At 73.8% G+C, this 22532-nt stretch carries 20 protein-coding genes; 12 read left to right on the top strand and 8 right to left on the bottom strand.

Translation table 11 applies throughout. The annotated features are described in order from the left end of the window. The first annotated feature begins 36 nt into the window (after window positions 1-36). Window positions 37-1398, top strand: a complete 1362-nt coding sequence (locus ACZ4TG_RS30170; RefSeq protein WP_468168885.1) for an MFS transporter — start codon at window positions 37-39, stop codon at window positions 1396-1398. Between the two features lie 9 nt (window positions 1399-1407). Further along, on the top strand, window positions 1408-2388 hold the full coding sequence (dapD, locus tag ACZ4TG_RS30165; RefSeq protein ID WP_468168582.1) for a 2,3,4,5-tetrahydropyridine-2,6-dicarboxylate N-succinyltransferase: 981 nt from the start codon (window positions 1408-1410) through the stop codon (window positions 2386-2388). A gap of 131 nt (window positions 2389-2519) precedes the next feature. Here dapD and ACZ4TG_RS30160 read toward each other — a convergent pair whose 3' ends face one another. From ACZ4TG_RS30160 to ACZ4TG_RS30150, 3 genes are all read right to left on the bottom strand, one after another. Further along, window positions 2520-2774, bottom strand: a complete 255-nt coding sequence (locus ACZ4TG_RS30160) for a hypothetical protein (RefSeq protein ID WP_468168579.1) — start codon at window positions 2772-2774, stop codon at window positions 2520-2522. 262 nt (window positions 2775-3036) lie between these two features. Then, on the bottom strand, window positions 3037-3474 hold the full coding sequence (locus ACZ4TG_RS30155) for a GNAT family N-acetyltransferase (RefSeq protein WP_468168576.1): 438 nt from the start codon (window positions 3472-3474) through the stop codon (window positions 3037-3039). A gap of 72 nt (window positions 3475-3546) precedes the next feature. Continuing rightward, window positions 3547-5388, bottom strand: a complete 1842-nt coding sequence (locus tag ACZ4TG_RS30150; RefSeq protein WP_468168573.1) for an endonuclease/exonuclease/phosphatase family protein — start codon at window positions 5386-5388, stop codon at window positions 3547-3549. A gap of 249 nt (window positions 5389-5637) precedes the next feature. Here ACZ4TG_RS30150 and ACZ4TG_RS30145 point away from each other — a divergent pair, with 249 nt between their 5' ends. Beyond that, a complete protein-coding gene (locus tag ACZ4TG_RS30145; protein ID WP_468168570.1) occupies window positions 5638-7191 on the top strand; it encodes a hypothetical protein in 1554 nt (517 codons plus the stop codon). A 435-nt stretch (window positions 7192-7626) separates the two neighbouring features. Further along, window positions 7627-9066 (top strand): alkaline phosphatase PhoX, encoded by a 1440-nt coding sequence (locus ACZ4TG_RS30140; protein ID WP_468168567.1) that lies wholly within the window; start codon window positions 7627-7629, stop codon window positions 9064-9066. Between the two features lie 126 nt (window positions 9067-9192). On the opposite strand, the gene ACZ4TG_RS30135 is transcribed toward ACZ4TG_RS30140, so the two are convergent. From ACZ4TG_RS30135 to ACZ4TG_RS30120, 4 genes are all read right to left on the bottom strand, one after another. Further along, window positions 9193-9366, bottom strand: a complete 174-nt coding sequence (locus ACZ4TG_RS30135; protein ID WP_468168564.1) for a hypothetical protein — start codon at window positions 9364-9366, stop codon at window positions 9193-9195. A gap of 103 nt (window positions 9367-9469) precedes the next feature. Continuing rightward, window positions 9470-10750 carry a TerD family protein gene (locus ACZ4TG_RS30130; protein ID WP_468168561.1) on the bottom strand — a complete coding sequence of 427 codons (1281 nt, stop codon included), beginning with the start codon at window positions 10748-10750 and terminating at the stop codon, window positions 9470-9472. Between the two features lie 127 nt (window positions 10751-10877). Continuing rightward, entirely contained in the window at window positions 10878-11096 is a 219-nt protein-coding gene (locus tag ACZ4TG_RS30125) for a hypothetical protein (RefSeq protein WP_468168558.1), read from the bottom strand. 258 nt (window positions 11097-11354) lie between these two features. After that, window positions 11355-12878: an aldehyde dehydrogenase (NADP(+)) gene (locus ACZ4TG_RS30120; protein WP_468168555.1), complete on the bottom strand. Its 1524-nt coding sequence runs from the start codon at window positions 12876-12878 to the stop codon at window positions 11355-11357. A 147-nt stretch (window positions 12879-13025) separates the two neighbouring features. Here ACZ4TG_RS30120 and ACZ4TG_RS30115 point away from each other — a divergent pair, with 147 nt between their 5' ends. The 7 genes from ACZ4TG_RS30115 to ACZ4TG_RS30085 all read left to right on the top strand — a co-directional run bounded on the left by ACZ4TG_RS30115 (window position 13026) and on the right by ACZ4TG_RS30085 (window position 20026). Further along, the gene (locus ACZ4TG_RS30115; protein WP_468168552.1) at window positions 13026-13832 is read left to right on the top strand and encodes an IclR family transcriptional regulator; all 807 of its coding nucleotides are present in this window, start codon (window positions 13026-13028) and stop codon (window positions 13830-13832) included. Window positions 13833-13975: 143 nt separating this feature from the next. Continuing rightward, window positions 13976-14971 carry a hypothetical protein gene (locus ACZ4TG_RS30110; protein WP_468168549.1) on the top strand — a complete coding sequence of 332 codons (996 nt, stop codon included), beginning with the start codon at window positions 13976-13978 and terminating at the stop codon, window positions 14969-14971. A 12-nt stretch (window positions 14972-14983) separates the two neighbouring features. Continuing rightward, window positions 14984-16453, top strand: coding sequence for a sensor histidine kinase (locus ACZ4TG_RS30105; protein WP_468168546.1), 1470 nt, complete (start codon window positions 14984-14986; stop codon window positions 16451-16453). Continuing rightward, on the top strand, window positions 16450-17115 hold the full coding sequence (locus ACZ4TG_RS30100) for a response regulator transcription factor (RefSeq protein WP_468168543.1): 666 nt from the start codon (window positions 16450-16452) through the stop codon (window positions 17113-17115). Before ACZ4TG_RS30105 ends, ACZ4TG_RS30100 begins: the two co-directional genes overlap by 4 nt. A 62-nt stretch (window positions 17116-17177) precedes the next feature. Next, window positions 17178-18626 carry a peptidoglycan D,D-transpeptidase FtsI family protein gene (locus ACZ4TG_RS30095; RefSeq protein WP_468168540.1) on the top strand — a complete coding sequence of 483 codons (1449 nt, stop codon included), beginning with the start codon at window positions 17178-17180 and terminating at the stop codon, window positions 18624-18626. A 63-nt stretch (window positions 18627-18689) separates the two neighbouring features. Beyond that, entirely contained in the window at window positions 18690-19208 is a 519-nt protein-coding gene (locus ACZ4TG_RS30090) for a GNAT family N-acetyltransferase (protein WP_468168537.1), read from the top strand. Between the two features lie 101 nt (window positions 19209-19309). Further along, window positions 19310-20026 carry a DsbA family oxidoreductase gene (locus tag ACZ4TG_RS30085; RefSeq protein WP_468168534.1) on the top strand — a complete coding sequence of 239 codons (717 nt, stop codon included), beginning with the start codon at window positions 19310-19312 and terminating at the stop codon, window positions 20024-20026. Between the two features lie 147 nt (window positions 20027-20173). On the opposite strand, the gene ACZ4TG_RS30080 is transcribed toward ACZ4TG_RS30085, so the two are convergent. After that, window positions 20174-21241, bottom strand: coding sequence for an aminotransferase class V-fold PLP-dependent enzyme (locus ACZ4TG_RS30080; protein ID WP_468168531.1), 1068 nt, complete (start codon window positions 21239-21241; stop codon window positions 20174-20176). Window positions 21242-21305: 64 nt separating this feature from the next. Between ACZ4TG_RS30080 and ACZ4TG_RS30075 the strand changes: the two genes are divergently transcribed. Further along, window positions 21306-22400, top strand: coding sequence for an amidohydrolase family protein (locus ACZ4TG_RS30075; protein WP_468168528.1), 1095 nt, complete (start codon window positions 21306-21308; stop codon window positions 22398-22400). The last annotated feature ends 132 nt before the right edge of the window (window positions 22401-22532 follow it).

Raw genomic sequence — 22532 nt, 5'->3', positions numbered from 1 at the left:
GAACTTACTGGTGGGAGCGGGGGGCGGGCAGCCGTGCTGAAGGGGTTCAAGGACGTACCGAGGGTGGTGTGGCTGCTGGCGGCCGGGGTGTTCGTCAACGCCCTCGTCAGCTTCACCTTCGTGTTCGTCTTCGTGTACCTGACCGGACCGCGCGGCCTCGGAACCGCCCAGGCGGGACTGGCCGTGGGCATCGGCGGCATCGGCATGGTCGCCGGCAACTTCACCGGCGGCTGGTACGGCGACCGCTTCGGCCACCGCCGGGTGCTGCTCGCGGCGGCCACCCTCGGCGGCCTCGCCCTGATGACCCTTCCGCTGCTCTCCACCCCGCTGCTGTTCGGCGCCCTGCCGCTGGCCCAGTACGCCTCCGGCGTGATCCGCGCCGCCAACGCCGCGCTCGTCGCCGTCACCGTCCCCGAGGGCGCGCGCCGGCAGGCCTTCGCCGTCGTGCGGTGCGTCTCCAACGGCGGCTTCACCCTCGGCCCGCCCCTCGGGGCCCTGGTCGCGGCCGGGTTCTCGTACGACTGGCTGTTCCTCGCCGACGGGGTCGGCACCCTCGTCTTCGCCTGCTGGACCGCACGGGTCGTCCCGGCCCGCGGAGCCTCCCGCGGCCCGGGCGCGGCTCGGGGCGGGGGCCGCGGCCGCGGCATCCGGGAAGAGCTGCGGGCGCGGCCCGCCGTGCCGGTCCTGCTGGCGGCCGTCTTCGTCGTGGACCTCGTCTACCGGCAGCAGTACTCCACCTTCCCCGTCTTCCTCGCCGACCACGGCTTCGACGTCCGCGCCTTCGGACTCGTCATCGCGCTCAACGGCGCGGTCATCCTGCTGCTGGAGCTGCCGGCCGCCGTCGCGCTGCGCGACCGCCCGCCGCTGGCGATCATCGGCACCGGGCTCGTCCTGGTGGGAGCCGGGTACGCGGCGCTGCTGGCCGGCGCGGGGGTCATGCCCGCCGTCGTGATGATGGTGCTGCTGAGCCTCGGGGAGATCCTCTACAAGACCACCGCCACCGCGTACGTCGCCGACCAGGCACCGGAGCACGCGGCCGGGCGGTTCCAGAGCCTGTACGCGGGGGTCTCGGTCAGCGGCGTCGTCCTCGGCGCTCCGCTCGGTGGGGCGCTGTACTCCGCCGCGCCCGGGCTGCTGTGGCCGGTGTGCGCGGCGCTGGCGGGCGGTGCGGGAGCGGCGGTGCTGTGGATGTCCCGGCGGCCGGCGCGGCCCGTGCGGCCCGCGCGGCGGGAGCCGGGGCCGGGGGCGGGGGCGGGAGACGAGGTGGGACCCGGGGCGGGACACGAGACGGGGCCCGGGGCGGGACCCGGGGCGGGGCACGAGACGCGACCCGGGGCGGGACACGAGGCGCGACCGTCACATGAGACCGGTTCGCAACCTCAGGCCGTCGCCGGTTAGGTTTCGGGCATGACTGCTACGCGTACCACCGGCGCCGTCGCCGCCGGACTTGCCACCATCGCCGCCGACGGCACCGTCCTCGACACCTGGTTCCCCGCCCCCCAGCTGGTCGCCGAGTCCGGCCCGGCCGGCACCGAGCGCCTGACCGCCGAGCAGGCCGTGGAGCTCCTCGGCGCCGCCGCGGCCAAGGCCATCCGCTCGGACGCGGTCCGCGGGGTCGAGGTCGTAGCCGTCCGCACCGCCATCGCGTCCCTCGAGGACAAGCCGCTGGACGCGCACGACGCGTACCTGCGCCTGCACCTGCTGAGCCACCGCCTGGTCAAGCCGCACGGCCAGAGCCTGGACGGCGTCTTCGGCCTGCTGGCCAACGTCGCCTGGACCTCGCTGGGCCCCGTCGCCGTCGACCAGGTCGAGACGGTCCGCCTCAACGCCCGCGCCGAGGGCCTGCACCTCCAGGTCACCTCGATCGACAAGTTCCCCCGCATGACCGACTACGTCGCCCCCAAGGGCGTGCGCATCGCCGACGCGGACCGCGTCCGCCTCGGCGCGCACCTCGCCGAGGGCACCACCGTCATGCACGAGGGCTTCGTCAACTTCAACGCCGGCACCCTGGGCACCTCCATGGTCGAGGGCCGCATCTCGGCCGGCGTCGTGGTCGGCGACGGCTCCGACATCGGCGGCGGCGCCTCCACCATGGGCACCCTCTCGGGCGGCGGCAAGCAGATCATCTCGATCGGCGAGCGCACCCTGGTCGGCGCCGAGGCGGGCATCGGCATCGCGCTGGGCAACGAGTGCGTGGTCGAGGCCGGCCTCTACGTCACCGCCGGCACCCGGGTCACCCTCCCGGACGGCCAGATCGTCAAGGCCCTGGAGCTCTCCGGCGCCGACAACATCCTCTTCCGCCGCAACTCGGTCACCGGCGCCGTCGAGGCCCGCCCGTACAAGGCGGCCTGGGGCGGCCTGAACGAGGTCCTGCACAGCCACAACTGACCCCTCGCGGGCCGGATGCCGCGAACGCCCTTCCACCCCGGCCGGGGTGGAAGGGCGTTCGTGCGTCCCGAGTGGACGCCGGCGGGCGCGGCCCCTCCCGCCCCGAGCGGGGGAGGGGGCGCGGCCGCCGGTCAGTGCAGGGGGATGGTGCGGACCAGGCCCGCGAAGGCCTGCTGCTCCGCCTCGGTGAGCTCGACCGACTCCAGCGGGTGCGCGGCGGGGCCGCGCTGGGTCGGGATCATCGGCAGGCCCTCGTGGGCGCCCGGCTCCGGGTGGTGGAAGCGGCTGTCCCACAGCATGTGGCCGAGGACTACGACCCAGACCAGAGCGGCCACGAGCAGGACGGCGAGGCCGATTTCCTGGACGAGGGAGATGGAGGGGAACACGCGGGTCCTCCAGGGAGTGCGGGCGGTTCGGGCTGCTGCGCTTCGGTTGTCGCCGTGCAAGATCGGGCGTGCAGACACTCAACACCAGAATGGCCGAATTGGACAGGGGTGTGTCGAGTGTCACGCCAGGGCCGAAAGTCCCCATCTTGTCCGGAAACGGCCCCTGGGAGGGGTCCGGGAGGGCTCCCGGCATGGGGTCCGGGAAGGGGGGGCGGGCATGGGGTCCGGCATGGGGTCCGGGAAGGCTGCCGGGAAGGGCTCCTCAGTCCGGCAGGTGCAGCCTGAAGCCCTCGTGGCTGCGTACGAAACCCAGCCGCTCGTAGAAGCCGTGCGCGGCGGAGCGCCGCTTGTTGCTGGTCAGCTGGACCAGGGCGCAGCCCTGCTCGCGGGCCCGCACCACGGCCAGCTCCATCAGCTGCGCGCCCAGGCCGCCGCCCCGCCGGTCCGCGCGGATCCGTACGGCCTCCACCAGCGCCCGCTCCCGGCCGCCCTGGCCCAGTCCCGGGATGTACGTCAGCTGGAGGCAGCCGAGGATCACGGAGCCTTCGGACAGGACGAACATCTCGTTGCGCGGGTCCGTCTCGATGGCGGCGAAGGCGCGCTCGTGGGCCGCGGTCACCTCGGCCCGCTCCGTGCCGTCGTCGGCCAGCAGGGCGAGTACGGCGGGCAGGTCTTCGCGGGTGGCGTTGCGGAAGATCATGGCAGGAGTGTGGCAGGAGTGTGGCAGGGGTCCGGACGGGACGGCGTCCGGACCCCCCCGATCCGCCCGTGACTACGGGCGGAAGCGCAGCACCTGCGGGTCGTGGTCGCTGTTCTGGTTCGCGAACTCCGCGTTGATGTGGACGCTGTCGTACGTGAAGGTCTTGATCGCCGGGCTGGTCAGGATCTGGTCCAGTACCTGCGCGTTGCCCTGGTACACGTACGAGTAACGTTCCGCCTTCGGCAGCGACTTGATCGCCGGGTACAGCGCCCCGCCGTCCGCCAGCGCGTTCGCCGTCGCCGAGAACTCGAAGTCGTTGATGTCGCCGAGGGCGATCACGTTCGCGTTCTTGTCGGCCGCGAGGATCTCCTTGACGAAGCCGTTCACGGCCTGCGCCTGGAGCAGCCGCTTGGCTTCCGAGGAGCGGACCGGCGGCTGGTGGTGCGAGGTCAGACCCTCGTCGCCGCCCTTGGAGCCGAAGTGGTTGGCGATGACGAAGACCGTCTTGCCGCGGAAGACGAACTCGCCGGCCAGCGGCTTGCGGCTGTCCGCCCATGCCGGGTTCGCGGGGTCGATCCGGCCGGGGGAGTGGGTCAGGGCGGCCTTGCCCTGCTCCTTGACGACACCGGTGGCCGTCGCCGCGTCGCCCGGGGCGCGCTCGGTGAAGGAGACCCGGGCGGGGTTGAAGAGGAACACCTGGCGGATGTTGCCGCCGGGCTCGCCGCCGTCCTTGTTGTTCTCCGGGTTGACGGTCCGCCACTGGTACGCCGGGCCGCCCGCGGCCGTGATCGCCGCCGTGAACTTCGTCAGCGTCTGCTCGGCCGAGACGGTGCCGTCGTTCTTGGCGCCGTTGTCGTCCTGGATCTCCTCCAGGGCCACGATGTCGGGGGAGGCGAGGTTCTCGACGACGGCCTTCGCCAGGTTGTCGAACTTCTCCTGCGGGTCGGTCGGGTCGAGGTTCTCGACGTTGTACGTGGCCACCGCGAGCTCGTTGGCCGCCTGCGCCTTGGTCTTCTCGGGGGCGAGGGTGCCCGCCTTGACCGTGCCGAGGGTGCGGGCCACCAGGGTGTAGCCGCCGAACTGGTTGAAGTCCAGCGGGCCTTCGGTCGTGCCGGTCAGCTTGTCGCCGACGTTGGCCACCGGGAAGGGCTGCTGCGCGAGGGGCGCGAGCTGCTGGATCTGGAGGCGGCCGGTGTTCTGGGACTCGTACGAGCCGTAGATCGTGCCGCCGCGCTTGGCGGTGTTCTCCCAGCCCTTGACCGTGACCCACAGCTCCGCGTACGGGTCGGTGGCGCCGACCACGCGGGAGGTGCCGATCTTGACGTTCATGCCCTCGAGGGACTCGTAGTAGTCCAGCGCGTAGCGCGAGGGCTCCAGGGGCAGGCCGTTGACGCTGCCGCCGGCGGCGGGGTCGCCGGCCGGGGAGTACTCGGCGGGGACCGTGTACTCGTTGACCGCGGTGGCGGCGGGAAGCGCGTTGCCGGAGGAGACCACGGTCACGGTCGGCTTGCTGATCTGGGTGACCGACTGGTTGCCGGAGTTCAGGCCGCCGGGGACGTACTCGCCCACGGTGCCGGTGACCTTGACCGCGTCACCGACGGCGACGGTCGGGACCGAGCTGGTGAAGATGAAGACGCCCTCGCTGGTGGCGTCGTTGTCGTCGGCGTCCGGGTCCTGGATCCAGAAACCGCGCGAGCCGTACGTCCGCACACCGGTGACGATGCCCTCGACGTCGGAGACCTGCTTGCCGTTGAGCGGGGATATCCGCGTGGTGCCCTGGATGTCGTGGATGCGTATCGGATCGGCGGACGCGGCGCCTTCGGCCGCGTCGGCGGAGCCCGCGAGCAGGCCGGTGGCCAGCGCGGTGGCGACGAGGGCCGCGACGGCGGCGGAACGGGGATGCGAGGAGCGCATGGGCAGGAACTCCGGTGTGAGGGTGGGGGGGAACCCCGGGGCTTCCGGGGTTCCTGTACTGCTCGGTACATCTACGCGCGTCAATTTCCTGTGTGAGGTGTGAAGTTGTCAAGGTCTCCAGGGGATACGGGAGCTGACTGTGGGATGAACCAAAGGCGATGGCCCCTCGGGGGTGCCCGAAATGCGTCTACGCTGGGTGGTCGCCGTACGACCCAACGGCCCCACCAAGTCCGCGAGGAGAGGCACCCCATGTCCGCAGAACCGCACCCCACACTGCCGCCGGTACGGCTGCACTCCGATGCGGAACTGGCCCGCGACGCCCTGGTCTCACCGCTCTTCGCCCGCGCCGTACGCCTCGCCCGCTGGGCCGGACCCGACACGCGGGTGGACGTCGGCGGTGAACTCGCCGCCGAGCAGCTGCTTGAGGCCGCCGGCGTGCTGGGCTTCGAAGCCGCCGACGAGGACGGCCCGATGTACGCGAGCCAGGCCTGGCGGGTGGCCGTGGACACCGGCCTGGTCGACGTGACCGAGCCGGCGGAGGACGGGGGGAAGGGCGCGGACGGCGCCGAGACCGCCGCTGCCGCCCCCGATACCGCTGCCGCCGACGCTGACCGCGGCGACGCCGACGGCGGCGAGGCGCGGTACGGCACCGCCGAGCCCGGCGAGGACCTGGCGCTGATCGCGGGCGGTGCGCCCGGCGACGTACTCGACCTGTGGCTGGCCGCCCTGGACACCGTCCTCGCGGACGCCGCCGTGCCCGATCTGGACGACCTCGTCGACGCGTTGGACACGGGCGGCGAGATCGACTTCGACCAGCTCGACTGGAACCCGCAGCGCGAGGCGGACTTCCTCGACGGGGTGCTCGCCAACCTCTACCTGCTCACTGTCGCCGAAGGCGGAGCCGGCGACAGCCCGGTGCCGCTGCCCGTGCTCGCCGCCTCGATGGTCGTCCCCGACGACATGGGGGAGCCCACCGACGCCGTACTGGAACAGGTCTCGGACGCGATGATGCGCCTCGACGACCAGTTCCGGCAGCTGGAGCCGATCGGGCTGGTCGAGTTCCGGCCCGTCGACGAGGAGCTGATGGCGGAGGCGGACGACGAGGAGTTCCTGGCCGGCCAGACCGCGTACGCCGAGGAGGACGTGGCCCGGTACGGGATGGTACGGCTGACCGCGCTCGGCCTGTACGGAATCCGCGCCCGGATGCTGGAGGCCGGGGTCGAGGCCCCCGCGATCGGGGAACTGGCCGACAAGGGCGCGGACGCGCTGCTCGACGCGGTCTCCTTCTACCCGGAGCGCGCGGCGCAGGCCGAGATGGAGCGCTGGCTGGCCGATCGAGAGCCGGCCGAGGCCGTGGCCGAACTGCTGGCCGCGGCCCGCGGCGACGACGAGGGCGCGCCACTGCGCCGGCTGCGCTGCCAGCAGGCCCTCGCCCCGGCCGGGCCGGAGTCCGAAGCGGCGGTCCGGGCGGTGCTGGACGACCCCGAGCTCGGCGGGCTCGCCCGCGTCTGGCTGGCGGAGCGCGGGGCCGGCGACGTACCGGCGCCGGACGCGGCGATGGTGTTCTGGCTGACCGTCGACACGATCGCGGCGCAGCTGGCGGCCGACGGGGAGACGGATGAGCTCCCGCTGCTGATGGAGACGCTGACGGCACACCACGCCGGGTTCTTCGAGCAGGCGTGGCGGGTGGAGCACCCCGCCACGGCGTACGTGCTGGAGGCGATGGGGCGGCTGCACCCGGACAAGAAGGCGGCGAAGGAAGCCCGCAAGGCCGCCTTCAAGGCCCGGTCCAAGCAGTCCTGACGGGCCGGCGCCGGCCGGCCCTGGGATCGGCGGGGCGGCGGGGCCCGGTCCGGGATCGGGCCCCGGGATCCGGCCCCGGGACTTGCCCCCGGGATCCGGCCCCGGGACTTGGCCCCTGGACCTGGACCCCGGACCCGGCCCCCCGGACCTGGACCCCGGACCCCGGACCCGGCCCCTGGACCCGGCCCCCGGACCCGGCCCCTGGATCCGGCCGCCGGACCTGGCCCCGGGACCCGGCCCCGAGATCCGCCCCGGGCCCCGCCCCCGGGCACCGTGCACAACGCGCCGATCCTGGGCCGGAGTTCGCCATTCCGGACACCGGCAAGGGGACGGATCGTATTCCGGGGTAGTTCAGCCGCCGTTCACGTGCGGGCGGGAGCGTGTGCGCCGACGACCGCACGACAGGCGCACCACCTCCCCACCCCAGGAGCCCCGATGCCGCTCAGCCGTAGAGACTTCACCGCCCGCACCGTGATCGCCGGTGCCGGAGTCGCCCTCACCGGGACCGTCGGCGCACTCGCCACCGCCCCCGGGGCACTGGCGGCCGACGACAGCACGCGGCACGACGAGCACGGCCGCCCGCACGGCCCCGGCTACGGCCCGCTCGTACCCGACCCGGCCGGAATCCTGGCCCTCCCCGCGGGCTTCACCTACCGCGTGATCACCCACAGCGGAGTCACCAGGCTCGACTCCGGCGAGAGCACCCCGTCCAACCACGACGGCACGGCCGCCTTCGAGGGCCACCGGGGAGTCACCCTCCTCGTCAACAACCACGAGCTGAAGGGCCCGCGCGCCGGCTGGACGCACCCCGTCCCGCTCACCGAGGGCCTCGTCTACGACCCGGCCGCCGCCGGCGGCTGCACGGTCGTCGAGGTCCGGCGCGGCGGAGAGGTCGCCGAATGGGTCGGCGTCGCGGGTACGTCGACCAACTGCGCGGGCGGGGCCACCCCCTGGGACACCTGGCTGACCTGCGAGGAGAACGAGGACCTGGCCGGCAAGAACGGCATGACCAAGGACCACGGCTACGTCTTCGAGGTCGACCCGCACGACCGCCGCGCCAACCGCGGCCCCCGGCCCGTCAAGGCCTTCGGCCGGTACGCGCACGAGGCCGTGGTCATCGACCCGCGCCAGGGGCACGCGTACCTGACCGAGGACGCCTCGGGCCCCAACGGGCTGCTGTACCGCTGGACCCCGCCGCGTGGCTTCCGGCACGGGCGCGGCAAGCTCCGCGGCCTCGCGGCCGACGCGGGCGTGCTCGCGGCCGCCAAGTGCTTCGACAGCGCGGGCCGGTTCGTGGACGACCTCTCGCGCGCCACGAAGATCGGCACCGTGTACGGGGTCGACTGGGCGGAGGTGCCGGACCGCGACGCGCGGAAGACACCGGTCCGCAAGCAGTTCGCGGAGGGCGCCGTGACCCGGGCGCGCAAGCTGGAGGGCATGTGGTGGGCCGACGGCGGCGCGTACTTCGTCTCCTCGTACGCCCGCGAGGAGAGCCCGGGCGCCGCGCACGACGGCCAGGTGTGGTTCTACGACCCGAAGCGGCGCACCGTCCGCCTCACCGTCCTCATCGGGGTGAACGCCGACCCGTCGAAGGACGGCGGCTACGACGGCCCGGACAACATCACCGTGTCCCCGTACGGGGGCCTGGTCATCGCGGAGGACGGCTCGGGCCTCCAGCACCTGTTCGGCGCGACCGAGTCGGGGCGCACGTACCCGCTGGCGCGCAACGAGCTGAACCTGGGTACGGAGCAGGAGCCGGAGTACTCGGAGTTCACCGGGGTCTGCTTCTCACCGGACGGGCGGACCCTGTACGCCAACATCCAGGATCCGGGCATCATGCTGGCCATCACCGGCCCGTGGCGGCGCGCCCACTGAGCCGGCGGCCGAGCCGGCGGCCGGCGGGCCGTGAGGCCGGAGGACCGGCCGTGAGGCGGGCCGGCATCTGACGCCGGCCGGCACCTGAGGCCGGAAGACCGCCTGCTGGGCCGCCTGCTGGGCCGCCTACTGGGTCGCGGTCTCCGCGCGGGAGGCCGCGGCCCACTCCTCGAGCAGGAACTCGTACGCATCGGCGGGCCACTGGCCATCCACCCGGGTCTCGACGAGATGCCGGATCGCCTCGTTCGCCTCTGAGGCGGACGGGCGGGCCGGACCCGCGGGCTGGAGTGTCTTCTGCATGGGTTCAAGGCTACGGGCGGGCACTGACAGCCTCCTGCGCATTCAAGCGTGGAATCGCTCACCCGAAACGGCATTCGGTAGCGCCATGTGCCCGCCCACCTGCTCAGAGTGCCTGCGAGGCGGGTTTGACCATGCCGCGCACTGTGCGGGACTTCACAAAGTCGCCCATGGCCGTCATCTCCCACTCACCGGTGAACTGCTTGATCAGCTTCGCCATCATCACGCCGGTCTGCGGCTCGGCGCCGGTGAGGTCGAAGCGCACCAGCTCCTCGCCGCTCGCCGCGTCGATGAGCCGGCAGTAGGCCTTGGCCACCTCGGTGAACTTCTGCCCGGAGAAGGAATTGACCGTGAAGACCAGGCCGGTCGCCTCGGCGGGCAGTCGGCCGAGGTCCACGACGATCACCTCGTCGTCCCCGGCGCCCTCACCGGTCAGATTGTCGCCGGAGTGCTTGATGGCGCCGTTCAGGATCGACAGCTTGCCGAAGTAGCAGCTGTCGATGTGGTTGCGCTGGGGGCCGTACGCGATGACGGACGCGTCGAGGTCGATGTCCCGGCCGCCGAACGCCGGCTCCCAGCCGAGGCCCATCTTGACCTGGGACAGCAGCGGGCGGCCTCCCTTGACCAGGGAGACCGTCTGGTTCTTCTGGAGGTTGACCCGGCCCTTGTCGAGGTTGATCTTCCCGGCGCCGGGAGCGGCGGGTGCGGCAGCCGGCGGGGCGGCGGGGGGAGGCGTGGGCGCCTGCGCGCCCCAGGCCGGGGCGGGAGCGGAGGCGGGCGTCGGACCCCCGAGCCAGGGGGAGGCCGGGTACTGGGCCGGCGGCGCGGGCGGTGCGGAGGGCGGCGCCGGCGGCATGGGCGGCGCGGCGGGGGCTGCGGCGGCCGGGGGCGGCTCCTCGTCCACGGAGACCCCGAAGTCGGTGGCGATGCCGGCGAGGCCGTCGGCGTACCCCTGGCCGACCGCGCGCACCTTCCACACGCCGCCGCGCAGGTAGACCTCGACGACGACGAGGGCGGTCTCGGAGCCGAGCCGCGGCGGGGTGAACGTCGCGATCACCGCACCGCCGACCGCGTCCCGCACGGTGGCGGTGGGCTCGATGCCCTGGAAGGTCTGCCCGGCGGCGTCCGGGCTGGCGGTGACCACGATCCGCTCGATGCCCGGCGGCACGGCGCCGGTGTCCACGGTGATCGAGTCGGGCGCCGCCCCGCCCCCGGACCGGTAGCTGACACCGGGCCCGGACGGCTGGTTGTAGAAGATGAAGTCGGCGTCCGAACGCACCTTGCCGTCCGCGGCGAGGAGGAGTCCCGATACGTCGAGCCGCACCGGAGCAGCCACGTCCACCGTCACCCGGACGGTGTTGAGCGGCAGATTGGAACCAGGGGTCATAGCGGTCATGCCCGGTGAACGACCGGAGGCGCTTTGCCGTTCCCTTACCCTCGCGGGCAATTTCCCGTTCGGCTCAGCGGGCTCAGCGGGCTCAGCGGGCTCAGCGGGCTCAGCGGGCTCCCTGGGCTCAGCGGCGGTTGCGCGGGTGATCCTTGGCCATCCGCTCGTTGCCGAACTTGTAGGCGCCCGTCCAGCGGGCCATCACCAGCTGGGCGTCGCCGGACTCCACCTCCGCGAGGAACTTCTGGGCGCGCCCGCCCCGCAGGGTGCCCGCGGGGCGGCCCCGGTGCGTGATGACGACGGCGTCGCCCTGTCTCTCGTACGTGAACCCGTGCGGCTTCGGCATGATGCGCAGCCTGCCCCGCCCGGCGCGGAGGGGGCAACGGATTATGCGGCCTCCGAGCGCCCGCCCGGGCCCCGCCGCGGGTGCCCGCACCCGCCCGCCGCCCGGCGGCCTCCGCCCCAGCCCGCGGGCCTCCGCCCCAGCCCGCGGGCCCGCTGGCGCCCGAGCCTGGGGTCTCGGCCCCGGCCCTCGGCCGCGGCCCTCAGTCCCGGCCCCCGGCCCCCGGCCCTCAGCCTCGGCCCCCGGCCCCGGACTCGGCCCTCAGCCCCCCGTGACCTGGCGCGGCAGCCCCAGCGGGTTCGCCTCGCGCAGCTCCGCCGGCAGGAGGGCGTCCGGCACCGACTGGTAGGCCACCGGCCGCAGCCAGCGCTCGACGGCGGTGCCGCCGACCGAGGTGGAGTGCGAGGTCGCCGCCGGGTACGGGCCGCCGTGGTGCTGGGCGGGGGCCACCGCGACCCCGGTCGGCCAGCCGTTGACCACGATCCGGCCCGCCAGCTCCGTCACCTGCCCGATCAGCTCGGCGGCCGGGCCGGGCGCGCCCTCGGACTCGGCGGCCGACAGCTGCAGGGTGGCGCTCAGGTTCCCGCCGAGCCGGCCCAGCACCGCAGCGGCCTCCTGCCGGCCGGAGTACCGCACGACGACGGTGACCGGACCGAAGCACTCCTCCAGCAGCAGCTCGTACGGGCCCCCTTCGAGGAGCTTCGCGGCGTCCACCGTCAGGTACCCGGCGCCGACGGTGTGCTCCCCGCCGGAACCCGGGGTGACGGGCGCGGTGACTCCGGGCAGGGCGGCCCGTTCGCGGACCCCGGAGACGAAGTTCTCCCGCATCCGGTGGTCCAGCAGCACCCCCGGCTCGGTCTCGCCGAGCGCCTTCGTGAGCGCACCGGTGAGCCGGTCGCCGTCCCCGCCCTCGGGGACGAGGACCAGGCCGGGCTTGACGCAGAACTGGCCCGTGCCGAGGGTGACGGAGCCCGCCAGCCCGGCTCCGATCTCCTCGGCGCGCTCGGCGGCCGCGGCCGGGGTGACCACGACGGGGTTGAGGGAGCCGAGTTCGCCGTGGAAGGGGATCGGCATGGGCCGGGCGGCGGCCGCGTCGAACAGCGCCCGCCCGCCCCGGATGGAACCGGTGAACCCGGCGGCGGCCACGAGCGGGTGGCGGACCAGCTCCAGCCCCGCCTCGAAGCCGTGCACCAGCGCGACCACTTCGGCCGGCAGCCCGGCCAGGACCGCGGCCCGGCGCAGCAGCGAGGCGCACAGCTCGGAGGTGGCCGGGTGGTCGGGGTGCGCCTTGACCACCACCGGGCAGCCGGCGGCCAGCGCGCTCGCGGTGTCCCCGCCGGGGACGGAGAAGGCGAGCGGGAAGTTGGAGGCGGCGTACACGGCGACCACGCCCAGCGGGACCTTGTACCGGCGCAGTTCGGGGCGCGGCGGGCTCAGCGACGGGTCGGCGTGGTCGATGCGCACGTCGAGGAACGCGCCCTCGTCGACGGCGTCCGCGAAGGCCCGCAGCTGGCCGGTGGTGCGGGCGAGCTCGCCGGTGAGACGGCCCGGACCCAGCGCGGTCTCGGCGTCGGCGGCCTCGATGACGTGGGCGGCCGACTCGTCGAGCAGCGCGGCGGCGGCCCGCAGGAAGGCGGCGCGGGCGGTGCGGTCGGCGAGGGCGGCCCGGGCGGCGTGGGCCGCGCGTACGGCTTCGTCCACCTCACCGGGTGTGGCCTCCACCGCAACCTCTTCGCGCTGCTTCCCGGTGCGGGGGTCCACACTCCAGACTGGTGTTGCTGCCATGGCGCACTGCCTCCTGGATCTACGCTGACCCGCGCGGCGGCGTTCAGTACCCTGAACGCCGTTCCGGTGGATGAATGATCATATCCACCGTGGACTCTATTTCCGCGTCTTCCGGGTTGACAAGAGACAAGAGGGGCACGAAGGCGAATGACCACAGCTGAGTCCGCGGAGCCAGGGGGTGCGGAGCCAGGAGGTCCGGGTGCTCCCGCGGCCGTCAAGTCGGCGGTGCGCACGGTGCTGTTGCTGGAGCACTTCGCGGCGCGGCCGGGGCTGCACAGCCTGGCCGACATCCAGCACGACCTCTCGCTGCCCAAGTCCAGCCTCTACATGCTGCTGCGCACCCTGGTGAACCTGGGCTGGGTGGAAACGGACGCCACCGGCACCCGGTACGGGATCGGCGTACGGGCGCTGCTCGTCGGCAGCTCGTACATCGACGGCGACGAGGTGGTCGCGGCGGCCCGGCCCACCCTGGACCGGCTCTCCGACGACACCACGGAGACCATCCACCTGGCCCGGCTGGACGGGACGAGCGTGGTCTACCTCGCAACCCGGCAGTCCCAGCACTACCTGCGGCCGTTCACCCGGGTCGGGCGGCGGCTGCCCGTGCACTCGACGGCGCTCGGCAAGGCGCTGCTGGCCACGCACACCGACGAGGAGGTACGCCGCCTCCTGCCGCGGCGGCTGGAGGCGGTCACCGAGCACACCATCACGGACCGGGACCGGCTCGTCGACGAGCTGGCACTGGTGCGGGAGCAGGGCTACGCGGTGGACCGGGAGGAGAACACGCTCGGGCTGCGCTGCTTCGGGGTGGCGGTGCCGTACCGGACGCCGGCGCGGGACGCGGTGAGCTGCTCGGTGCCGGTGGCGCGGCTGACGGAGGGGCACGAACAGGTGATCAAGGCGGCGCTCTTCGAGGCGCGGGACCGGCTGTCGGTGGTGACGCGGCGGATGTGACGCGGCGGGGTCGGCCGGTGGCGGGGTGGGTCGCCGCGGCGGTCGGTCCGACGGGTGGGATCGACGGAGCCTCCCCCACGTGGGGGAGACGGCTCCCCTTCAAGGGGGAGGTGGCGCGGCGGTGTGCGCGGGACCGTTGAGCCATGACCACACGAGCCCTGCCCACACCGCGACGTACGGACCGTTCGCAGCCGCCGGCCCCCGCCCTGGGGACCGGGAGGCGGATCCTGCGTGCGGTGGCGATCGTCGCCACCGTGCCGTATCTGACGCTGAAGTCCGCCTGGCTGGCCGGGAGCGACCTGGGGATACCGGAGGGCAGTGTCCTGCTCGAAAAGGGCGGGGTGTTCTTCCCCGTGCTCAACGCCCTTTCCATGGTCATGGATTCGAGCGTGATCCTGCTGGTCCTGATACTCACCCGGCCCTGGGGCATGCGGGTGCCGTCCTGGCTGCTGACCGTTCCGGTCTTCCTGGCCACCGGGCTGCTCACCCCGATCGCCCTCGGATTCCCCGGCCAGCTCCTCGCAAGGGCCCTGGGTTCGGGGCCGGACGAAGCGGTGCGGGCGGCGAAGGAACCCTTCCTCGAGCCCTGGGTGTTCGACGTGGTGTACCCGGGGTTCATCGCGCAGGCGATAGCCCTGGCCGGGCTGTTCGTGCCCTATGCGCGGGAGCGCTGGGGCCGGCGCTGGCAGGGCGGCCTGGGCGCGCGGCTCCCGTCTCCCACGGGGGTGGTGGCGGGAGCCGCGGCGGTGACGGCCCTGGCGGTGGGAGCGGGGCACGCGTACTGGGCCTTCGGCGGCACGGCCGGTCAGCTCCCGGCGCAGATAGCCCAGTACTCCTCGGACGCCGCCGTGGTGTCGGCCGTCCACGCGATATGCGCCCTGGCCGCCGGGGTGGGGGCGGTGCTGCTGGCCCGGGGCGGGGCCATGCGGGCGCGGTGGCCGCTGGCCGTCGCGTGGATCGGAGCGGCCGAGATGCTGAGTTGGGGGATGTGGATGACGACCGCCCTGCTGGGCACCGGCAACGGTGCGGACGAACTGCCCACCGCGGCAAGCTTCCTGATCTACGCTGGCCAGATGATCACCGGACTGCTCGCCGCCACCGTCATCACGCGGTTCCTCGCCGCCCGCCGCACGGCCTGAAGCGAGGGCCCGATGACGCGGGGCGCCGAAGGCCCGGCCCGGGCGGAACGCGGCCACACGAACGCAGCCCCGCCCGGCCCGGCCCAGCTGGACGGTCCGGGCAGCCCGGGTCGCCAGGGCAGCCCGGACCGCCGGGGCCAGCCGGGCGGCGGCTCGCCTCGGCAGGACCGGCGGGACCGGCGGGGCGGGCTCCAGCGCGTCTTCGGGGCGCGGGCGCGGTTGCGCTGGGTGCACCTGATCCTCGGTGGGGCGCTGCTGATGCCGTACTTCCTCGTGGCGCAGGTGGGCGTGGGCATCGCCTCGGGAGGTACCAGGGTCTTCGCCTCCATCGGGCTGACCCTCGCCGCCTACGGGGCAGCCCTGCCGCTGGTCGCCGTGACGGGGGTGTTCGGGCTGGTCCGGCCGATGTCGGTGGGCGCCGTACGGGCCATGTGCGGGGTGCCGGGGGAGCGGCTGGCCGAGGGGCCGGCCCGGTCCTGGGCGGCGCGGGGGCGGGCCTCGGCCTGGTGGACCCTCCACCTGGGGATCGGCGCGGCGGTCAGCGGGATGAGCCTCGCCGTGCCGCCCATGGCGGTGGTGCTGCTCGCGCTGCCGTTCGTGAGCCCGCTGCGGGAGGCCGGACTGGGCCTCGGCTGGTTCAGCACCGAGGCCCGGCCGTACGTGGCCCCCCTGCTCGGGGCGGCCCTGCTGGGCGGACTCGCGCTGTGCATCGCCGGGGCCGGTGCGCTCCTGGCCCGGCTGGCACCCGTACTGCTCGGGCCCACCGCGGCGGACCGGCTGGCGGCGGCCGAGGAGCGGGCCGCCGACCTGGCCGTGCGCAACCGGCTCGCCCGGGAGCTGCACGATGCCGTCGGGCACGCCCTGAGCGCCGTCACCCTCCAGGCGAACGCCGCCCGGCGGGTCCTCGACACGGACCCCGGCTTCGTACGGGAGGCGCTGGCCGCGATCGAGGACACCACCCGCCGCACCGTGGGCGAGCTCGACACGGTCCTCGGTCTGCTGCGGGACGGCGACGGCGCCGGCGCCGGCGATCCGTCCCGGCCGCATGCGGCTCCCGCCCCGACCCTCGCCGCCGACCTCGACGGGCTGCTGGCCCGCTCCAGAGCCGCCGGCACCCCGATCACCGCACACCAGGACCCCGGGGCCGCCGGGGACTGGGCCCAGCTCCCGGCGATCGTCTCCCGCGAGGCGTACCGGATCGTCCAGGAGGGCCTGAGCAACGCCCTGCGCCACGGGGACGGCCCCGTGGAGCTGAGCATCACCCTGCGCGAAGAGAACCGGCACCGCGAACTGGAGATCACCATGACCAATCCGTCCGCCCCCGCCGAGGGCCGGGAGCGGGAGCCCCGCACCACCGGCGGCCGGGGCCTGCACGGCGCCGCCGAGCGGGCCGGGCTGCTCGGCGGCAGCGTCCGGGCCGGCCCGCACGAGGGCCACTGGCGGCTGCGGGCGGTCCTGCCACTGGGCGGGGGCGAGCGATGACCCGGCCGCCGCTGCGCATCGTCATCGCCGACGACGAGCGGATGGTCCGTACCGCCCTGCGGGTCATCCTCGACGCCGAACCCGACCTCGACGTCGTCGGCGAGGCCGCCTCCGGCGCGGAGGCGGTCCCGCTGGTCCGCTCGCTGGCTCCCGACGTGGTGCTGATGGACGTCCGGATGCCCGAGATCGACGGGATCCGGGCCACCGAGCAGATCCTCGCCACCATGGCCGAGCCGCCCCGGATCGTGGTCGTCACCACCTTCGAGAACGACTCCTACGTCTACGACGCGCTCCGTGCGGGCGCGGCCGGGTTCCTGCTGAAGCGGGCCGACCCCGAGGAGCTGATCGGGGCGGTCCGGCTCGTGGGCCGCGGCGACTCGCTGCTCTTCCCGGCGGCCGTGCGCTCCCTCGCCGCCGCCCACTCGGCCGCCGCCCCGCCCGGCGTGGCCCCCTGGGTGGCCAGGCTCACCGACCGGGAGGCCGACGTACTGCGCCTGATCGCCACCGGGCTCTCCAACCACGAGATGAGCGAGCGTCTCGGCGTCGGGCCGCAGACCGTCAAGACGCACGTGGCCGCCGTCCTCGCGAAGACCGGCTCCAGGGACCGCACACAGGCGGTCATCGCGGCCTACGAGGGGGGCTTCCTCATGAAGAAAGCCTGAGAACCCCGCCACAATCGGGGCAGAGCGGAACGACCGGCGCGGCTGACGCGTCCTTCTTGAGGATGAACAAGACGATCAGGCGTGCGTCGGTCTTCTGTTTGCTCCTGGTGCTTGCCCTCTTGGTGCGGGTGACCTGGGTGCAGGCGTACCAAGGCCAGGCGCTCGCAGACGACGAGCACAACCGGCGGAACCTCATCGGGCAGTACGAGAACCCGCTGGGCAACATCATCGTGGGCGGGGAGGCGATCACCGGCTCGGTGAAGACGGCCGGGAAGGACTTCGGCTACAAGCGGACCTATGCCGACGGTCCGCTGTACGCGCCGATCACCGGCTTCAGCTCGCAGGCCTTCGGCACGTCGATGCTGGAGGGTGTCTACAAGAACGTCCTCAACGGCTCCGACAACCGGCTCAAGACGATGATGGACCTGCTCACCAACAAGCGGGCCGATCCGGGCAACGTGCTCACCACCATCGACAAGGGCGTGCAGAAGGCCGGATACGACGCGCTCCAGGGCAAGCAGGGCGCCGCCGTGGCCATCGACCCGGCGACCGGCGAGATCCTCGCCGTGGTCAACAACCCCTCCTTCGACCCCGGCCGCATCAGCGGAGCCAACGACAAGGAGGCCTGGGACGAGCTGTCCGCGGACAACGGCAAGGCCATGGAGAACGTGGCGCTGCGCAAGCCCCAGGCGCCCGGTTCCACCTTCAAGCTGGTGACCCTCGCGGCGGCCATCGAGAACGGGCTGGTCACGAGCATCGACCAGAACACCTCCATCCCGGGCAACTACACGATCCCCGGCACCACGACCAAGCTCAAGAGCGAGGTCCCCGACGAGATGTGCAACAACGTCTCGCCGCGCACCGCGCTGCGGCTGTCGTGCAACAACGTCTTCGCGGAGTTCGCGTCCAAGCTCGGCCAGGACAAGATGCGCGCGATGGCCGAGAAGCTCGGCTTCAACACGCAGATCGACACCCCGGTCCGCACCAATCCGCCGAGCAAGTACCCGTCCAAGAAGATGTCCGTCGACCAGGTGGCGCAGACGGGTATCGGCCAGTTCGACGTGCAGGCCACCCCGCTCCAGATGGCGATGGTGACCGCCGCGATCGAGAACGGCGGCAAGCTCGTCGCCCCGCACATGGTCTCCGAGGTCACCGACGCGAGTGGCAACGCGCTGGAGAGCCTCAAGGACGCCAAGAGCGAGCAGGTCATGAGCGCCAAGACCGCCTCGATGCTCCAGGACGCCATGCGCACGGTCGCCACCGAGGGCGGCGGCAGGCCCGCCCAGGTCGCGGGCGCCGAGGTGGGCGGCAAGACGGGTACCGCCCAGCGCGGCGTGAACAACAACAAGCCTCCCCTGGCCTGGTTCACCTCGTACGGCAAGGCGGGCGGCAAGCAGATCGCCGTCGCGGTCGTGATCGAGAACTCGGACACCGACCGTTCCGAGATCGGCGGCGGCAAGCTCGCCGCCCCCATCGCGCAGAAGATGATGGAGGCGTGGCTGAAGAAGTAGCCGCCTCGTACACAGGGCCGACGCGCCGGGAACCGACAGGGTTCCCGGCGCGTTTCCCTTCCCATGATCCGGACCGCGCTCCCCGCCGATCTCGATGCCATCGCCGCCCTCCACACCCGGGCCCGCGCCACCTACTACCGGGGCCGCGTCCCGGAGGCGGCCCACGGCGGCGAAGCCGGACTCGCGCGCACCCGCGAGGGCTGGTCCCGCGCCGTCGCCCGGGCCGGCGCCGACGGCGGGGTGCTCTGCGCCGAGCGGGACGGGCGGCTCACCGGGGTGGCCGCCTTCCGCACCGCCGACGGGGAGACCACCCTCACCCAGTTCCACGTCGACCCCGACCACTGGCGGCGCGGCACCGGCGCCGCCCTGCACGCCGCCTGCCTCGACGCCTGGCGGCGCGCCGGGATCCGACGGGTCCGCCTGGAGGTCTACGAGCACAACCTGCGCGCCCAGGCCTTCTACGCCTCCCTCGGCTGGCGGGGCGCTCCCGGGGCCGAGCGGTCCGGCTCGCACCTCACGCTCTGGCTGGACGTCGAGCCGCCCCGCGAGCCGTCCGGGACGTCCCGGGTGTCCGGGGAATGAGACGCCCCTCGGGTTGGTTGCCGATTGGTTGAAAGGTGAAACTGCCCGCGTCGTGAAGGACGCGGCACACCCTCCCCCCGAACACGGAGAGAAGAACGAACATGCGCGTCGAGATCTGGAGCGACATCGCCTGCCCCTGGTGCTACATCGGCAAGGCCCGTTTCACGAAGGGGCTGGCCGAGTTCGCGCACCGCGACGAGGTGGAGGTCGTCTTCCGGTCCTTCGAGCTCGACCCCAACGGCCCCAAGGGCGTCACCGCGCCCGTCGTGGAGATGCTGGCCCAGAAGTACGGCCGCACGCTCGACGAGGCGCGCGGCATGGAGGAGCACGTCGCGGCCAGCGCACGCGCCGAAGGGCTGACGTACCGGGTCGAGGGACGCGACCACGGCAACACCTTCGACATCCACCGCCTGCTGCACCTGGCCGCCGCCCGGGGCCGCCAGGAGGAGCTGCTCGACCTCGCCTACCGCGCCAACTTCGGCGAGGAGCGCAGCGTCTTCGACCCGGAGGTGCTGATCGCGCTCGCGGTCGAGGCCGGGCTGGACGAGGCCGAGGCCCGTACGGTCCTCGCCGACCCGTCCGACTACGCCGAGGAGGTGCGGGCCGACGAGCGCGAGGCCGCCGAACTGGGCGCCAACGCCGTGCCCTTCTTCGTCCTCGACCGCCGCTACGGAATCTCCGGCGGCCAGCCCGCCGAGGTGTTCACCCAGGCGCTGGAGCAGGCCTGGGCCGGCCGCGCGGTCATCGAGCCCGTCGCCGGAGCGGCCGAAGCCGAGGCCTGCGAGCCCGGCGGGGCCTGCGCCGTCCCGCAGGCGTAGGCACTCCTCGGGCGGCGGGGCCTGCGCCGCCCCCCCCAGGCGTAAGCACTCCTCGGGCGGTGGCGTCGGGTCGCGGCCCCACCGCCCGGGCGGCGTCCGAGCCCCGCGCCCTGGGGGCGAGTTCGCCCCGAAGGCGCCGGTCGCGGTTCACCAGGCCGCGGCCGCCGCCTCCAGCGCCTCGGCCGGGTCCGCCGACAGCGCCGCGGCCAGTGCCGTCAGCGCGGCCCGGACCACGGCCGGATCCGCGGCCGGCCCGTAGTGGTTGACCCGGACCATCTCCTGCGCCAGCGCCCCGCCACCCGCCGCGAGCGGGACCGAGGGGTCCGCCCTCAGCGCCTTGGCCACCACCAGGGAGGCCTCCGGGACCCGCAGGGTGGTCGCCACCGGCGCGGCCTCCGCCGCCACCGGCACGTACGGGGCCACGCCCAGCGCCGCCGCACCCGCACGGGTGGCCCGCGCCGCGGCCGCGTGCCGGGCCGTCAGCGCGGGCAGCCCCTCGGCCGCGATCCGGTCCAGGCAGGCCTCCAGCGCCAGCATCTCCAGCTGCGCCGGAGCGTGCAGCAGCGTCTTGCGGCCGCCGTCGATCCAACGCTCCTTCCAGTCCAGCAGGGACAGGTACGAGCGCCTGGGCGCGGCCGGGTTCTCCGCGAACCGGGCCCACGCCCGCTCCGACACCGACACCATCGAGACGCCCGCCGGGCCGCCCATCGCCTTCTGCGCGCCGATCACGCACAGGTCCACGCCCCACTCGTCCGGGAGCAGCGCCTCCGCGCCCACCGAAGCCACCGCGTCCAGCATGAACAGCGCGCCGTGGGCCCGTACGACCTCACCGATCTCCGCGACCGGGTTGGTGTTGCCGGTCGCCGCCTCGGCGTGCACCAGCGAGACGAAGTCGATCTCCGGGTGCGCGGCCAGCGCCTCGGCCACCTGGGCCGCTGTCACCGCCGTGTCGTACGGCACCGCCAGGTCCACCACGGTCGCCCCGCAGTCGCGCAGCCAGTTGCCGAACGTGGTCCCGTACGGCCCGGTCACGATGTTCAGCGCGGTGGAACCCGGCCGCGCCCCCGACCGGATGCATCCCTCCAGCGGCAGCAGCGCCTCGCCCTGGGTGATCACCACGTCCTGCCGGGTGCCGAGGAGCTCCGCCACCCCCCGCTCGATCGACGCGAAGCGCTCCGCGGTGAGCGGCGGAAGGTCCAGCAGGGGGTGGGTCACGGCGGTTTTCTCCTCGTCAGGGGTTACCGGCCGAGCCTACCGAGCACGCACGTAAGGTGCCGACATGAGCGATGTGAGCGATGTGCTGCACGTGAAGGGGCGGGTGCTCGTCGGGCCCGACGAGGTACGCGACGAGCTCTGGGTCGTCGGCGGCCGGATCTCGTACGAGCGCCCGCGCGGCGCCCGGGAGGTCACCGAGGTCTCCGGGTGGGCGCTGCCCGGCCTGGTCGACGCCCACTGCCACGTGGGCCTCGACGCCCACGGGCCGGTGGACGCCCAGACCGCCGAGCGGCAGGCGCTCACCGACCGGGACGCCGGGACCCTCCTCATCCGCGACGCCGGATCCCCCTCCGACACCCGCTGGATCGACGACCGCGAGGACCTCCCGAAGATCATCCGGGCGGGCCGGCACATCGCCCGGACCCGCCGCTACATCCGCAACTACGCCCACGAGATCGAGCCCGCCGACCTCGTCGAGTACGTGGGCCGCGAGGCGCTGCGCGGCGACGGCTGGGTGAAGCTGGTCGGCGACTGGATCGACCGCGACGCCGGCGACCTGACGGCCTGCTGGCCGCGCCCCGAGGTCGAGGCGGCCATCGCCGAGGCGCACCGCCTCGGCGCCCGGGTCACGGCGCACTGCTTCGCGGAGGACTCGCTGCGCGATCTGGTCGAGGCGGGCATCGACTGCGTCGAGCACGCCACCGGGCTCACCGAGGACACGATCCCGCTGTTCGCGGAACGCGGGGTGGCGATCGTCCCGACCCTCGTGAACATCGCGACGTTCCCGAAGCTGGCGGCCGGCGGCGACGCCAAGTTCCCCCGCTGGTCGGCCCACATGCGCCGGCTCCACGAGCGCCGTTACGACACCGTCCGGGCCGCCTACGACGCGGGCGTCCCGGTGTACGTGGGCACGGACGCGGGCGGTTCCCTGCCGCACGGCCTGGTCGCGGCCGAGGTCGCGGAGCTCGTGAAGGCCGGGATCCCGCCCCTGGAGGCCCTGTCGGCGACGGCCTGGGCGGCCCGCGCGTGGCTCGGCCGGCCCGGTCTGACCGAGGGCGCGCCGGCGGACCTCGTGGTCTACGGCTCCGATCCGCGGGCCGACGTACGGGCGCTGGCGCAGCCGCTGCGGGTGGTCGTGGGCGGCAAGGTCCGGGCCTGAGAGGCGGGTTGACCGGGCGTGACGCCGAAGGCCCGCCCGTCGTTGTGCATGCCCGCCCGGCGCCGGAGCCGGGGCGGCCGTGGGGTGGGAGGGAACTCGCGTTCCTCATGAGGCGTGAAAAATCGAATACAT

The sequence above is a fragment of the Streptomyces sp. NPDC028314 genome (assembly GCF_055565795.1).
This window is presented reverse-complemented; position numbering and strand designations above follow the sequence as displayed.